This is a genomic window from Leucobacter sp. cx-328, assembly GCF_014530035.1.
Taxonomy (GTDB): Bacteria; Actinomycetota; Actinomycetes; order Actinomycetales; family Microbacteriaceae; genus Leucobacter.
Genome location: NZ_JACVMX010000005.1, coordinates 30,316 through 43,267, shown reverse-complemented (window position 1 = coordinate 43,267; position 12,952 = coordinate 30,316). Strand labels below are relative to the sequence as shown.

11 protein-coding genes and 1 riboswitch are annotated in these 12,952 nt (G+C 62.7%); of the genes, 8 read left to right on the top strand and 3 right to left on the bottom strand.

All coding sequences use genetic code 11. The features are described 5' to 3' along the window. Nucleotides 1-2: 2 nt before the first annotated feature. The 5 genes from ICL81_RS07970 (at nt 3) to ICL81_RS07950 (ending at nt 7,403) form a co-directional block, all read left to right on the top strand. On the top strand, nt 3-1,574 hold the full coding sequence (locus ICL81_RS07970) for a class I SAM-dependent DNA methyltransferase (RefSeq protein WP_188034387.1): 1,572 nt from the start codon (nt 3-5) through the stop codon (nt 1,572-1,574). 5 nt (nt 1,575-1,579) lie between these two features. Then, nucleotides 1,580-2,737, top strand: coding sequence for a restriction endonuclease subunit S (locus ICL81_RS07965; RefSeq protein ID WP_188034386.1), 1,158 nt, complete (start codon nt 1,580-1,582; stop codon nt 2,735-2,737). Further along, nucleotides 2,737-5,865 (top strand): type I restriction endonuclease subunit R, encoded by a 3,129-nt coding sequence (locus ICL81_RS07960; protein WP_188034385.1) that lies wholly within the window; start codon nt 2,737-2,739, stop codon nt 5,863-5,865. Before ICL81_RS07965 ends, ICL81_RS07960 begins: the two co-directional genes overlap by 1 nt. Before the next feature lie 38 nt (nt 5,866-5,903). Beyond that, nucleotides 5,904-6,626 (top strand): hypothetical protein, encoded by a 723-nt coding sequence (locus tag ICL81_RS07955; RefSeq protein ID WP_188034384.1) that lies wholly within the window; start codon nt 5,904-5,906, stop codon nt 6,624-6,626. 48 nt (nt 6,627-6,674) lie between these two features. Then, a riboswitch (SAM riboswitch) is annotated at nt 6,675-6,792 on the top strand. Between the two features lie 29 nt (nt 6,793-6,821). Beyond that, nucleotides 6,822-7,403 (top strand): hypothetical protein, encoded by a 582-nt coding sequence (locus ICL81_RS07950; RefSeq protein WP_188034383.1) that lies wholly within the window; start codon nt 6,822-6,824, stop codon nt 7,401-7,403. Between the two features lie 154 nt (nt 7,404-7,557). Here the strand turns inward: ICL81_RS07950 and ICL81_RS07945 are convergent, their stop codons facing one another. Together ICL81_RS07945 and ICL81_RS07940 are read right to left on the bottom strand one after the other, a co-directional pair. Then, nucleotides 7,558-8,562 (bottom strand): hypothetical protein, encoded by a 1,005-nt coding sequence (locus ICL81_RS07945; RefSeq protein WP_188034382.1) that lies wholly within the window; start codon nt 8,560-8,562, stop codon nt 7,558-7,560. Between the two features lie 58 nt (nt 8,563-8,620). Continuing rightward, nucleotides 8,621-9,805, bottom strand: a complete 1,185-nt coding sequence (locus tag ICL81_RS07940; protein ID WP_188034381.1) for a hypothetical protein — start codon at nt 9,803-9,805, stop codon at nt 8,621-8,623. 260 nt (nt 9,806-10,065) lie between these two features. Here ICL81_RS07940 and ICL81_RS07935 point away from each other — a divergent pair, with 260 nt between their 5' ends. Genes ICL81_RS07935 through ICL81_RS07925 form a run of 3 tightly spaced genes read left to right on the top strand, consistent with a single transcriptional unit; the run spans nt 10,066 to nt 11,917 of the window. Further along, the gene (locus ICL81_RS07935; protein ID WP_188034380.1) at nt 10,066-10,644 is read left to right on the top strand and encodes a recombinase family protein; all 579 of its coding nucleotides are present in this window, start codon (nt 10,066-10,068) and stop codon (nt 10,642-10,644) included. Next, nucleotides 10,641-11,177 (top strand): DUF1643 domain-containing protein, encoded by a 537-nt coding sequence (locus tag ICL81_RS07930; RefSeq protein WP_188034379.1) that lies wholly within the window; start codon nt 10,641-10,643, stop codon nt 11,175-11,177. The genes ICL81_RS07935 and ICL81_RS07930 overlap by 4 nt, the downstream gene beginning before the upstream one ends. Further along, nucleotides 11,177-11,917, top strand: a complete 741-nt coding sequence (locus ICL81_RS07925; protein WP_188034378.1) for a DUF6508 domain-containing protein — start codon at nt 11,177-11,179, stop codon at nt 11,915-11,917. Before ICL81_RS07930 ends, ICL81_RS07925 begins: the two co-directional genes overlap by 1 nt. A 68-nt stretch (nt 11,918-11,985) precedes the next feature. On the opposite strand, the gene ICL81_RS11835 is transcribed toward ICL81_RS07925, so the two are convergent. Beyond that, nucleotides 11,986-12,900, bottom strand: coding sequence for a hypothetical protein (locus ICL81_RS11835; protein ID WP_215394773.1), 915 nt, complete (start codon nt 12,898-12,900; stop codon nt 11,986-11,988). Nucleotides 12,901-12,952 lie beyond the last annotated feature (52 nt).

Here is a 12,952-nt window from a genome sequence, read left to right as displayed (position 1 = left end):
ATATGGCGAGAAAGTCGGCCGCGGCCAAGCCGCAACGAACCCTTGAGCAGACCCTGTGGGACGCCGCGGACAAGCTGCGCGGTAACCAGGAGCCGAGCGAGTACAAGCACGTCGTGCTCGGCCTCGTGTTCCTGAAGTACATCTCCGACCGCTTCGAGGAGCGCCGCGCACAGCTCAAGGACGAGCTCGCGGCTGAGGGCATCAAGCCCGAGCGCATCGACGGCTTCCTGGAGGACCGCGACGAGTACGCGAGCCAGAACGTCTTCTGGGTACCCTCGGCAGCCCGATGGGGCACGATCCAGGACTCGGCGAAGCAGCCGGAGATCGGTGAACTCATTGACACCGCGATGGACCTCATCGAGAAGGAGAACCCGACGCTCAAGGGCGTGCTACCGCGCAACTACGGCCGCGACGGCCTCGACAAGAAACGCCTCGGCGAGCTCGTCGACCTCATCGGCTCGATCGGCTTCACTGCGACTGATGATCACGGCGCCGACGATGTGTTGGGCCGTGTGTACGAGTACTTCCTGGGCCAGTTCGCAGGCAAGGAGACCGGCAAGGACGCAGGTGCGTTCTACACGCCTCGCTCAGTCGTCAAGACGCTGGTCGAGATGCTGGAGCCCTACAAGGGCCGTGTGTACGACCCCGCGGCAGGCTCGGGCGGCATGTTCGTGCAGTCGGCTGAGTTCGTGAAGGCACACGGCGGCAAGCGCACGGACATCTCCGTCTACGGCCAGGAGTTCACCGACACGACGTGGAAGCTCGCGAAGATGAACCTCGCGCTGCGCGGCATCGAGGCTGACATGGGCGTGCGCTCGGCTGACTCGTTCACCGAGAACCTGCATCCTGATCTGCGCGCGGACTTCGTGATCGCGAACCCGCCGTTCAACCAGAAGGAGTGGTGGGACGCGAGCCTCGCGGACGACCCTCGCTGGAAGTACGGCACGCCCGCACCGGGCAAGGTAGGGAGCAACTTCGCTTGGGCCCAGCATTTCATCTATCACCTGGCACCGAACGGAACCGCAGGCTTCGTCCTCGCGAACGGCTCCCTCAGCTCCAAAGAAGGAGGGAACGGTGAGATCCGCCAGAAGCTCGTCGAGGCGGGACTCGTCGACTGCATTGTTGCGATGCCCGACAAGTTGTTCTTCAACACGGGCATTCCAGTGGCGCTGTGGTTCGTCTCTAAGGGGCGAGATGGCAACGGTCACCGTGCTCGTAAGGGCGAGGTGCTGTTCATCGACGCCCGCAAGCTTGGCGACATGGAGACTCGCAAGCTGCGCGTGCTGTCGGATGAACATATCGCGAAAATCGCAGATACCTATCACGAGTGGCGAAACCACGGCGGCAAGTACAAGGACGTTCCCGGTTTTGCAAGGTCCGCGACGATCGACGAGATTGAGAGTCACGACTTCGTGCTCACGCCTGGCCGGTATGTCGGTGCAGCCGAGGCCGAGGTCGACGACGAGCCGATCGACGAGAAGATCGAGCGCTTGACGAGCGAGCTCTTCGCCGAGTTCGAGCGTGGACGCGAGCTTGAGAACGAGGTCCGTCGTCGGCTGGGTGGTCTTCAGTGACTAGCATGACTCTCGGTGAAGCATTTGACCTCAACCCGACTGTGAAGCTCACCAAGGGCATGAGTGCTCCTTTCGTCGAAATGGCGAGTCTTGTCCCGTTCACCAGGGACGTGTCAGCGACACAAGATAAACCGTACGGCGGCGGCATGAAGTTCTGTGACGGTGATGTTCTGATGGCGCGAATCACTCCGTCGCTGGAGAACGGGAAAACGTCGATTTATCGTGCGGCCGTCGACCGGCAAGGTACCCCGGCTTTCGGGTCCACGGAGTTCATTGTGATTCGTGGGAAAGAGGGAGTTTCAAGTACCGATTTTGCGTACTATCTGTTTACCTCGCCTGAGGTCCGAGATCACGCCATCAGTTCGATGAACGGAAGTTCTGGCAGACAAAGAGTGCAGCACGATTCTCTGAGCTCGTTCGAGATCGACCTTCCTACGCTCGAAGAGCAGCGAGCGATCGCGGCGACGCTCGGCGCGCTCGACGACAAGATCGAGTCGAACCGGCGGGCTATTGACATTCTGGACAGGATCATGTCAACCAGAGTCGGCAACTACCTCGCGCATGCTGATATTGGCCAATTACGCGCATTGGAGAGTCTCGGCACTCTTGTGACAGGAAAGACTCCAAGCACAAAAGACAAAGGTAATTTTGGGGGCTCAATCCCATTTGTGACTATTTCTGAGCTATCAGCTCACCACATCGTTCAGCAGTCAGCACGCACGCTTTCGAACGCTGGCGCGGAGCTTGTGAAAGGTGCTGTGGTTCCAGCTGGATCAATCGCTATATCTTGTATCGCCACCGTCGGGGAGTGCGGGATCATCGGAACCGAGTCTGTGACTAACCAACAGATCAACACGCTAATCCCAAATTTGTCCGTGATCAATACAGGATTTGCTTACTATCTGTTTCGATCCCTGAAACCAGAGCTTCTTGCAGCTGGTGGGGGCGGTTCGGTTTATACAAACGTATCGAAAGGAAGGCTCTCCAAGATCAAGGTTGCGGTTCCATCCTTGAATGAGCAAGAAATGCTCGTTCCTGCAGAATTTATGGCCGAGATGCTGCACCTGCAAGAGGAGAGCCAACAACTTTCTACGTTGCGCGATTCACTCCTTCCCGAGCTCCTCTCCGGGTGCATCCGCGCCGCAGACGTGGAGGTCGCCTAATGACATCCTTCAATGAGAACGTCGTCGAGCAGGCCGCGCTGGAGTACTTCGACGAGCTCGACTACACAGTCGTGCATGGCCCCGACATCGCACCCGGTGAGGCTTCTTCCGAGCGCGAGTCCTACGAGGACGTGATCCTGTGGGGACGCCTGCGGGATGCGATGCGCCGGATTAACCTCGACGCGACCTCTGCGCTGATCTCCGAAGCGATCAAGTCATTCCAGCGCGCCGAGTCGCAGAGCGCGATCGACGAGAACGCCCGCGTGCACAAGCTGATTGTCGAGGGCGTGCCGGTCGAGCATCGCGACGCCGAGGGCACGCTGCGCACGACGCGGCTTCAGCTCGTCGACTTCGACGTTCCGAGCAACAACGACTGGGTCGCGATCAACCAGTTCACGATCGTGGAGAACGGCAAGAACCGTCGTCCTGATGTGCTCGTGATGCTGAACGGCCTGCCTGTGTCGCTGCTGGAGCTGAAGAACCCGGCGGCGGAGAATGCGACGCTCAAATCAGCGTGGAACCAGGTCCAGACGTACCGCCAGGACATCCCCTCCGTGTTCGTGCCGAACGCGGTCACGGTGATCTCTGACGGCATGTCGGCCGCGATGAGCAGCTACTCCGGCGCTTTCGAGCACTACGCGCCATGGAAGACGATCGAGGGCCGCGAGGTCGTGACTGACCGGCCCGCGCTTGAGGTGCTCATCAAGGGCGTGTTCGAGCCGGGACGCTTCCTGGACATCCTGAAGAACTTCGTCGTGTTCAGTGACGAGACGGTGACCGACAGGAGCACCGGTCAGCCGACGCGAACGCTTGTGAAGCGGGTTGCGAAGTACCACCAGTACTGGGCGGTCAATGCCGCGGTCGAGTCCACGGTGTCTGCCTCGCGCCCTGACGGCGATCGGCGAGGCGGCGTGGTGTGGCACACGCAGGGCTCGGGCAAGAGCTTCGAGATGGTGTTCTACGCGGCGAAGATCATGCGGGACCCGCGCATGGCGAACCCGACGCTCGTGTTCATCACGGACCGCAATGACCTTGACGACCAGTTGTTCGGCGAGGCGTTCGCACCGGCGCGCATCCTGCCGGAGACGCCGGTGCAGGCGTCGACCCGCTCCGACCTGCGCGAGAAGCTCAGGCGGGCGTCCGGCGGCATCGTGTTCACCACGCTGCAGAAGTTCGCCCCTGGCGAGGACGGGGATACTAATCCGGTCCTCACGGACCGCAGGAACGTGGTCGTGATCGCCGACGAGGCGCATCGCAGCCAGTACGGTTTCGGCGAGACGCTCGACCGCCATGGCAGGCTGAAGGCGGGCCTCGCGAAGCACATGCGCGATGCGCTGCCCGGGGCGACGTACCTCGGCTTCACCGGCACGCCGATCGAGTCGAACGACAAGTCGACCCGTGCCGTGTTCGGCGACTACATCGACGTCTACGACCTCACCAGGGCGGTCGACGACGGCGCCACGGTGAAGATCTTCTACGAGTCGAGGCTCGCCCGCGTCGAGCTTTCGGACGCTGATCTCGCAGCGCTGGACGAGCTCGCCGATGAGATCACCGAAACAGTAGAGGAAGACACGGCGACGGCGGCGAAGTCGCGCTGGTCGCGCCTGGAGGCGATCGTCGGCTCGGAATCGCGTCTCGACCGTGTAGCCCAGGACATCGTCGACCACTGGGAGAAGCGCCGCGAGGCGATGCTCGGCAAGGGCATGATCGTCGCGATGAGCCGCCGCATCGCTGTGCGCCTGTACGAGAAGATCGTTGCGCTCAGGCCAGACTGGCACTCAGATGACCCTGAGAAGGGCAAGATCAAGGTCGTCATGACTGGGTCCGCCGCCGATCCGGCAGAGTTCCAGCCGCACATCCACTCGAAGGACGTGCGGAAGGACCTGAAGCTCCGGGCGAAGAACGCCGACGACTCTCTGGAGCTCGTGATCGTGCGCGACATGTGGCTCACCGGCTTCGACGCGCCGTCGATGCACACGATGTACGTCGACAAGACCATGCAGGGCGCTGGGCTCATGCAGGCGATCGCCCGCGTGAACCGCACGTTCCGCGACAAGCCCGGCGGGCTGATCGTCGACTACATCGGGCTGTTCGCGAACTTGCAAGAGGCGTTGCAGGAGTACTCGCCGTCGGACCGTGACCAGGCGGGCGTGCCGATCGAGGAGATCGTGAACGCGATGCTGGAGAAGCACGACGTCGTGCGCGGGATCCTGCACGGCGTCGCGTACGACGCATCGCCAGCGCTGTCGTCGTCGCAGCGGCTCGCGGAGTACGCGAAGGTGCTCGACTTCGTGATGGCTGACCCTGATCGCACGAAGCGGTTCAACGACGAAGTGCTCGCGCTGGCGAAGGCGTTCGCACTGGCCGGCGCCCGTGACGAGGCTGCGGCGATCCGTGACGACGTGCGGCTGTTCACGGACGTGCGCGCGGCGATCCTGAAGATCCTGAACCCAGACTCCGGCAAGGGCGGCTCCGGCGCGGTGGAGATCGACACAGCGCTCGGGCAGCTACTCAACGAGGCGGTCGCCGCCGAGGACGTCGTCGACGTGTACAAGCTGGCGGGCGTCGAGACGCCGGAGATCTCAATCCTGAGCGACGAGTTTCTGGACTCCCTGGCTGGCAAGGACAAGCCGAACCTGCAGATGGGGCTCCTCCGCAAGATCCTGAACGACCAGATCCGCACGGTGCAGCGCAAGAACATCGTGCAGGGGCGGAAGTTCTCAGAGATGCTCGACGAGGCGGTGAAGCGCTACACGAACAGGTCTCTGTCGACTGCTGAGATCATCGCGGAGCTCGTGAAGCTCGCGAAGGAGGTCCGCGACGACCAGAGCCGCTTCGAGCAGCTGGGCCTGCGTGAGGACGAGGTGGCGTTCTACGACGCGGTCGTGCAGAACGACGCGGCGGTGCTGGAGCTTGGCGACGAGACGCTGAAGGCGATCGCTCGGGACCTCGTGAAGTCGGTGCAGCAGTCAGCGACGATCGACTGGAACCTCAAGGAGTCGGTGCTCGCGACAATGCGCTCGAAGGTGCGCAGGATCTTGGCCCGTTACGACTATCCACCGGACGCCGAGGAGCAGGCTGTGGAGCTCGTGCTGAAGCAGGCAGAGGTGTTCGCTTCGGCGACGTAATGGAATCTAGATGTCCTGACCTGGAGGAGTGACGAACAATGAACGACCCACAGCTGTCCAACGCGGCACGATTCATCGACGCGTACAACAGAGTCGACCGTCAACTCGAAGGGAAGCAGTCTGACACCGATTACGTCTCTTTTTCGAAGCGGGTCCGAGCCAGTAAGCTTCTGGTCGCACCGACGCGAGACGTGCTCCTCGACTATGCGGAGCTGCGCAATGTGATCCTGCACACGAGGGGGTCTCACACAGGCGATCCGATCGCAGAGCCGAGGGACAGCGTCGTCGAGGAGTTCGAACGGATCGCAGATCAGCTCGAGAACCCTCCTCGAGTCGCTTCGGTGATGCCGAACCAGAAAGTGGGCGTGCTCGACGAGGCGAGCGACTCCGCAGAGTTCCTCGACCTCGTGAGGGAGCACAACTTCTCGCAGGCGCCTGTCCGCATGGGCGATGGGAGCCTGGAGCTGATCACTACCAACGCTGTGGCACGATGGCTCGCTTCCGAATACAAGGCGTTCTCGGGTGCTGCGATCGAGCATGCTTCGCTGGGCGAGGTTCTAAAGTTCTCAGAGGCGGAGGACAAGGTCCTCGTGCGCTCACGCGAGTTGACTGTGGTCCAGGCCTGGCGCGTCTTCGCAGGTCTGGAGAACAACACCCCTCCCCAGGCCATCGCGATCACCCATTCAGGGAAGGTCAGCGAGAAGCCGCTGGCTCTCGTCGTCCGCTCGGACCTTCCCGCGCTCCTGAAGGTGCTCCTATAGCTTTACGGTGAGCGCCGCTCTCGACGTCTGTGGTATGGTTCCTCCTACGTTCAAGAGTCGTGACCGTAGGTACCTGGCCGGTCGCGCGACAACCCGAATCCATCGATTCCCGGGTGTCCCAGGGGAAGAACGGGCGGCATGAGATCTCATGCCGCAAGATTCGATGGGGCGATGCCCCGGGGAGGGGCTGTTCTCATGTCCTCAACAACAAAGCGCCGACTGCCGGACGACGATGGGTGGTGGAGCGTCCTCGGACTGCGAGCGGTGGCCGATCGAGTCATGGGCGGGCTGGCCGAGCGAGTGCTCCGTGAGCACCCGCCCATCGCATTCGTGTCCGTGGTCGGAGGCGCACCGCTCAGTCTGGAACAGGTCGCGGCCATGATCGAAGCAGCGGCGCAGGAGCGCGAGCAGCGGCGCGAACTCGCTGCGATCGAGCGCCGCGAAGCCGATCTGGCCGAGTTCGAGGGTGCGTTCGACCAGCCGAACGCCGGCGACGTCGTGGAACGGGGCCGCTGGTCTGGCATCACTCGGGGAGAAGCGACGGCCTGGTGCTGGAACCTTTTCCAGTACGAGCCGCACGGCTTCGTGCACCCTGGTTCGCAGGTGCGCGAAGAAGCTCTGGCGACGCTTCGCTCAGGCGGCCTGCCGGAGGTCTTCGGATACCCCGAGCGGGCGCGAGAGCTTATCGAGAAGGGCATGACGGCTCGATGCTACCGCCAGCTCCGCGAGGAGCTGGGTTCGCCGATGTTCGATCCGGCCGGGGTTCGGCGCGGCTGAACGCGGTGCGTCCTGGAGCGGCCTTCCGAGATTTTGAGCAGGGGGGCCACTCGTCATCCTCTTATGGAGCATAAGTCGTGACGTTGAAACACGTGGCCAAGTGGACTTTGCAGGCCTGTGAAAGGCTCGAGGTAGGACGCCCAGGCTTCATGTCCTAACGGGAACCCGGTGACCCGCCGTTATAAGCGAAGACGCTATTCACAGTTCTGTCGGCATAGTTGGGTCGGATTTTTTGTTTCGACGCAGTGACTGCTGGAACTGGTTCGTCAGATTGCCTCTTGCGCAGGTGTACTTTGATCTCCTTGGGGCCTGGTTCTAGATAATAGTTGCCCCATGGGCAGGGGGCGTCTGGGGATCCTGGAATCAGGTGAGGATAGATCTTCCCGGTCATCGCATTCGTCCCGGTTGCTCCAGTGCAGCCCGGGCATACTGCCTTGATTCTCTTTGTGCTACCTGAGGGGATCACTGCGAAACTGCCGCTGGTAGGGCAGTCGACCTGGCCGCCACCAGGATGAGGTTGGATCACGAAGTCAGCGAGCTCGATTCTGGCCTCGCACTCCGGGCACACAGGCACGGCCCAGTCCTTCAGAGACTGGGGTTTCCTCCTGTGAGGAGGTGGTAGTACTTTGTCGGGAACTAGCTCTTGTGATTCCGTGCGATCAGGCTCAGGCTCAGGCTCAGGCGACAATGGCGTCGGGCTGGGTGCGGGTGCGGGCACTCGCGGGACGGGGCCAGCAGTGTCCGCGCCAACCGTGACGTTGAGCGAGGCCTGAATACCCGTCAAGGAAATTCCCGGCACCGATTTCAACCAGCGACCGAGGCGAGGGCACTCCCATGGTGTTGCCGCGAGGAGATGGACCTCCTCGTAGTCTGAGAAGGCGTCTTCGAGCAGTTGCAGAATGTCGATGAGTTCAGATAGCGCGGCTTCCTCCGATTCAGGCCACAGAACCTTCACTCCCACTATCTTGTGGCCTCGTGGGTGCAGGAAGACACGAGGGAAGTCGGCAAAGTCGGCTCTTGAGTCGCCAAGGAGCATGGACAGCTCCTCACTGTCAGGCGGAAAATATCCCTGGAGGCGATTGTTCCGCAGGAGCTCAACGGCGAGCTGCTGCTCCTGTTCTTGCAGCAGCCTCTTCACCACATCGGAAGGCACAGTCATGGGATTCACCCTTCTTCATGGGAAATCAGTAGCGATAGTCCACAGTAGTCATTGATCATCAGGCTGGGTCCATCTGCCTGGCTTTGCCGAGCGCCTGGGCCGCGTCGTCCACTAGCTTCGGGAGGTCAGCCGTACTGGCCTCGCCAGCGTGTTTCGCCGCATCTCGGTGGGCGAACCTCGAGAGCACGTTCCGCACGAGCACCGCGTTGCCGACTTGGACGCGTGCAGCGAGGCGGACGTCGTCATCGGAGCTGGCATAGAACGGCGCCAGTGCCCTGAGGGAGAGCGCCACATCCTCGGCGGTATCAGCTTCTCGGAAATGGCGGCCGGACTCGCGGAGCAGGAGGGCGCCGAATGCACCGATCACTGCTGCGACGCTCGCGCGCAGCAGGCCGTCCCCGACGGTCAGATCGAAGTTGTTCTTGACGGCCTCGCTGACGATAAACCAGCCGACGGCCCCGGCGAAGACGAACGAAGCAGCTGCCCCGAAGCGCATCCACTGCGCTGCTCGACGCTCACGCTTGGCGCGCCCGTTCCAGTCCGCGGCGCTCAGGCTACCCGCTGCGTGCTCGGCCAGTGCTTCACCGGCGCGCGCCGTAGCGGCAAGCGAGGCAGCATGCGCCAGGATCTTCGCGTTCTGCTCTTCGTCGAACTCGGCTCGCTTCTTCGACCAATCTGCGAGCGATTCACTCCACTCGTTCTCTATCTGCTCCGTCGCCGCTTCGCTCACGGACTTGATCGCCTCGCGCTCGGCTTCGACCTCGGCAGCGATCGCAGTGGCCTTCTTCTCGAGGGTGTCGAGCGTCGCTTGTCGATCCGCCAGCGCTTTCTCGGTCTCGGCAACCCGTCCTTCGAGACGGTCGAGTCGTTCGGTTCTGGCTTCGATCTCATCGTCGAGAAGCGCGACGTAGGAGTCCTTAAGGTCCTTGGGCGGCGGCAGCGGCAGCGCGCGGAGAGAGACAAGCAGTTGCTGCGAGTACCCATTTGAGAGAAAACGCTGGAACTCGGTCTCCGTGACCGGGAGTTGATTCAGAGCATTGCCCAGATCATCTAGGACTCCGAGGTACAGTGCAGGTTGCCGCGCAGCCTTGGTCTTCTCTGCCTCGAGGAGCCACTCGACCACATCGGTACGCCAGCGCTCGAGATCCTTACTGCCGAACCTCGCTGCATTGAGGGACTCGCGCTTGATCGCCAGCGTCTCCCACACCGTGTGGCGCCTGTACCGCTCGCTCGCCGTTGCCATCTGTGTCCTCCTACTTGAATCTCCCGGTGATCGCCAGTGATCCAGCATCCGGTCGCATCATTGTCTCGTGAACCTCCGACATCGGCAGGAGCATCGCCGAAGGCAGGTCAGTACGCGTTCAACAAACGGCCATTAGTTGAATCTGAACACGGTGGCCGCGAAGCCGCTGTACCGGTGCAAATAGTGTTCAAAAACTCGTTCAGTAACCAGTAAGGTTGGGAGTAGATAGTGAACAGGTTTTCTGAACGGAGGTGACGCGCGTGGCACTCGTGGGACTCGTGCGTGTGAGCACGAAGGGGCAGGACACCGCACGACAGCACGACGTGCTCGACCCGATCTGCGTCAAGGTGTTCGAGGAGAAGGTCAGCGGCAAGCTCGCGGTCAAGGACCGCCCGGGGCTCACTGCTGCACTTGACTACCTGCGCGACGGGGACATGCTCACGGTGCAGGAGGTGGACCGGCTCGGCCGAAACCTGCTGGAAGGGCTCATCGTGCTCACTGAGCTTTTCGAGCGCGGTATCTCGGTGAAGGTGCTCGACGGCATCGCCGCTGGTGAGCACACGGAGCGGTCGCTGATCCTTGACCTTGCTCTCGCTCTCGCGGAGGATCGCCGCCGCGACATCAGCCGCAAGACGAAGAACGGCCTCGAAGCCGCACGCAAGCGTGGCAAGGTCGGCGGCCGGCCTCGCGTGATCGACGACGACAAGCGTGCGGTCATTCTTGCGCGCCGCGAGAAGGGGGAGTCGATAAGAGTCATCGCTCGGGTGCTCGACGTCTCCGTGGGCAGCGTGCACGCCGTGCTCTTGGAAGAGAGCGCAAAAACTGAGGCGAATGCATGATCGCTTACCCTTCCGGCCAGGAGCCAGACTTCTGGGACCCGAACCCGGCCAACGCCCGGCACCGCTTCGCGCTCGGCAGGATCCGCGCATGCTCCGCGGGGTCGCCGCCGCTCGTCGTGATCGGCATGAACCCCTCGCACGCCCGCGAGACTGAGTCCGACAAGACCGTGAACCACGTGATTGACGTCTCCAGGCGGAGGCATCCGGGGTGGCTCATGCTGAACCTCTACCCGGAGCGGTCTCCCAAGCCGAAGGCGCTCAGGCCGTATGATGCGGGGCTCTCCGCTGCGAACTGCGACGCTATCGAGCACGTGCTCGACCTGGTGGGCGCGACCGAGGTGCTCGGAGCCTGGGGCAACATGGGCGGCTCGGCGACCTTGACGCGGGCGCTACCCGATGTGCTGGCACTGCTCGACCGGATGAGCGTGAGGGCGTACACGCTTGACGCACTGCTGAAGACAGGGAACCCGGCGCATCCGCACCCTCCGGGCCGGCCGTTGCCGATGCTCGGGCCGAAGAGGTACCTCACGTGATGACTAGAAACGAGGACCAGATGGACGCCTTGCAGCGAATCAGCACAGGCATCGAGCTGCTTGAGGCCGGCTACACCGTCGAGTGGACATCGTCGCGAGTGACGGAGTCCGGGGCGCGCACGATGTCCTATCCGAACTACGACAAGCGGCTCATGGAAGCGTTGTGGGGCGCTTCAGAGCTGGTTGGCACCGACTACGGTTACACAGAGCGCGTCGACGAGGTGCGAGAGCTGAGCGTCCCGGAGATGAGCCAGTCGCAGCTGTCCACGTTCCTCACGTGGGTGCAGCGCGGCGAGAGGTTCTGCGACGGCTTTATCGACGGCTTCGTGAAGGACGGCAGGGTGCTGCAGGCGCTCCGCCGGGCTGCTGAGCTAGAGGGCTGCACGGAACAGGGCTTCGAGCGTGCACCGAGTCTTGGAGCGCGCCGAAGCGAGCCCGACGAACGAGGCGAGCCTGCAGGGAGCCGAGCAAAGCCGGTCTGGGGTCGCGCGGCGCTGCTCGTGTTCCTGGGCTCCCTGCTGCTCACCTATGTCGGCACGGCGTCAAACGTCCTCCCAGGAGCCGGGTGGGCGATCGGGCTGCTCGTCGCGATGGGCGGGGGCGTCGTGTTCTCGATCATCTCCCTCGTCAGGCGAGAGCGTAGGGGCGCCGCTATCGCCACGTTGGTGATGTCTCTGGGCCTGCCGCTCGCGGTATTCGTCGGGTTCGCGGTGTTCTTCACGTTCTTCTACGTCGCGTAAACCCCGTTCGCAGCGGGGCGAGGCACGCGACGCCTCGGCTCCCCTGAGAGCAAGCGGACGCTCGCCCGCTAGACGGGTACGCCACGATTCGTGACCGGCAGCTGTTGCATGAGGCGGCCGTCCTGCTCGCGCCTGCGGCACTGTTCAACAAGCGGGAGAGCCAGCTCGGGGTCCTTGCGGAACTGCTCGAACTCGTCGCGGTTGAGGGCGTAGTACTCCTCGTAGTCGACGAGGCCCGTCGACACCGGAATCGACAGGTAGCCGATGCCGAAGATGAGCTCCGCGCCCAGCGAGAAGCGGTGCTCCTGCGAGACGTAGATGTCCTCGAACTTCGTCTCCGGCTCGTCGTCCTCGATCCTCGCCGAGTAGTCGGGGTCGAGGAAGTGGGCGAGCTGCTGTCGTTCCCTGTCGCCGAGCTCTTCGCTCACCCCGACCACTATGCGCGCCGCCCAAGCCGGCTCGTCGCGGTCGAACCTCGGCGCAGGAGCTACGTCGTCGTCGGGCCCGCCGCTCACCGCGACTGTTATAGGCTCCCGAGCTGCATCGTCGTCGTTGGGCTCGCCGCTCCAGAGGTTTCTTGTTGCGTTGGGCACACCCCAGGACCGCCACTCGAACCCGAGTCGCCTTGCGAATGGGTCCACTACTAGCGCCACTGTGTTGTCATCGAGCTGCGTGCGCGATGCGAGAGCGAACACTGCCAAACCCAGGAGCGAAGTGAAGCTCCCCATGGTCATTCGCTCGGCAGTCGTGGTGGACTGTGGCAGCTTCGCCCGAACATCCTTTACGAGACCGCGAACTGCAGACTCTATGGCCGCGTAGTGCGATGCAGACCGAGGAACGTCCAAGATCCGAGACCCCGCATCGCGAACTTCCTGTCTGCGCGTCGCTGTGACGACCGGCTCGATGTCAGAGCTACTCAGACTCTGCGCCGCGTCGATGAAGCGGCGCACCTGTTCTTCATTGCCTCCGAGCTTGTTGGTCATGGAACGATTCTATGTTCGTGAGGCGGGATCGCTCACGACAACACCGAGTTCC

What these genes read in the sequence shown, in the direction of transcription:
- ICL81_RS07940 (WP_188034381.1), bottom strand. Translation starts at nt 9,805, where the DNA reads ATGGCAACGGCGAGCGAGCGGTACAGGCGCCACACGGTGTGGGAGACG.
- ICL81_RS07965 (WP_188034386.1), top strand. Translation starts at nt 1,580, where the DNA reads ATGACTCTCGGTGAAGCATTTGACCTCAACCCGACTGTGAAGCTCACC.
- ICL81_RS07930 (WP_188034379.1), top strand. Translation starts at nt 10,641, where the DNA reads ATGATCGCTTACCCTTCCGGCCAGGAGCCAGACTTCTGGGACCCGAAC.
- ICL81_RS07945 (WP_188034382.1), bottom strand. Translation starts at nt 8,562, where the DNA reads ATGACTGTGCCTTCCGATGTGGTGAAGAGGCTGCTGCAAGAACAGGAG.
- ICL81_RS07955 (WP_188034384.1), top strand. Translation starts at nt 5,904, where the DNA reads ATGAACGACCCACAGCTGTCCAACGCGGCACGATTCATCGACGCGTAC.
- ICL81_RS07925 (WP_188034378.1), top strand. Translation starts at nt 11,177, where the DNA reads ATGACTAGAAACGAGGACCAGATGGACGCCTTGCAGCGAATCAGCACA.
- ICL81_RS07950 (WP_188034383.1), top strand. Translation starts at nt 6,822, where the DNA reads ATGTCCTCAACAACAAAGCGCCGACTGCCGGACGACGATGGGTGGTGG.
- ICL81_RS07970 (WP_188034387.1), top strand. Translation starts at nt 3, where the DNA reads ATGGCGAGAAAGTCGGCCGCGGCCAAGCCGCAACGAACCCTTGAGCAG.
- ICL81_RS11835 (WP_215394773.1), bottom strand. Translation starts at nt 12,900, where the DNA reads ATGACCAACAAGCTCGGAGGCAATGAAGAACAGGTGCGCCGCTTCATC.
- ICL81_RS07960 (WP_188034385.1), top strand. Translation starts at nt 2,737, where the DNA reads ATGACATCCTTCAATGAGAACGTCGTCGAGCAGGCCGCGCTGGAGTAC.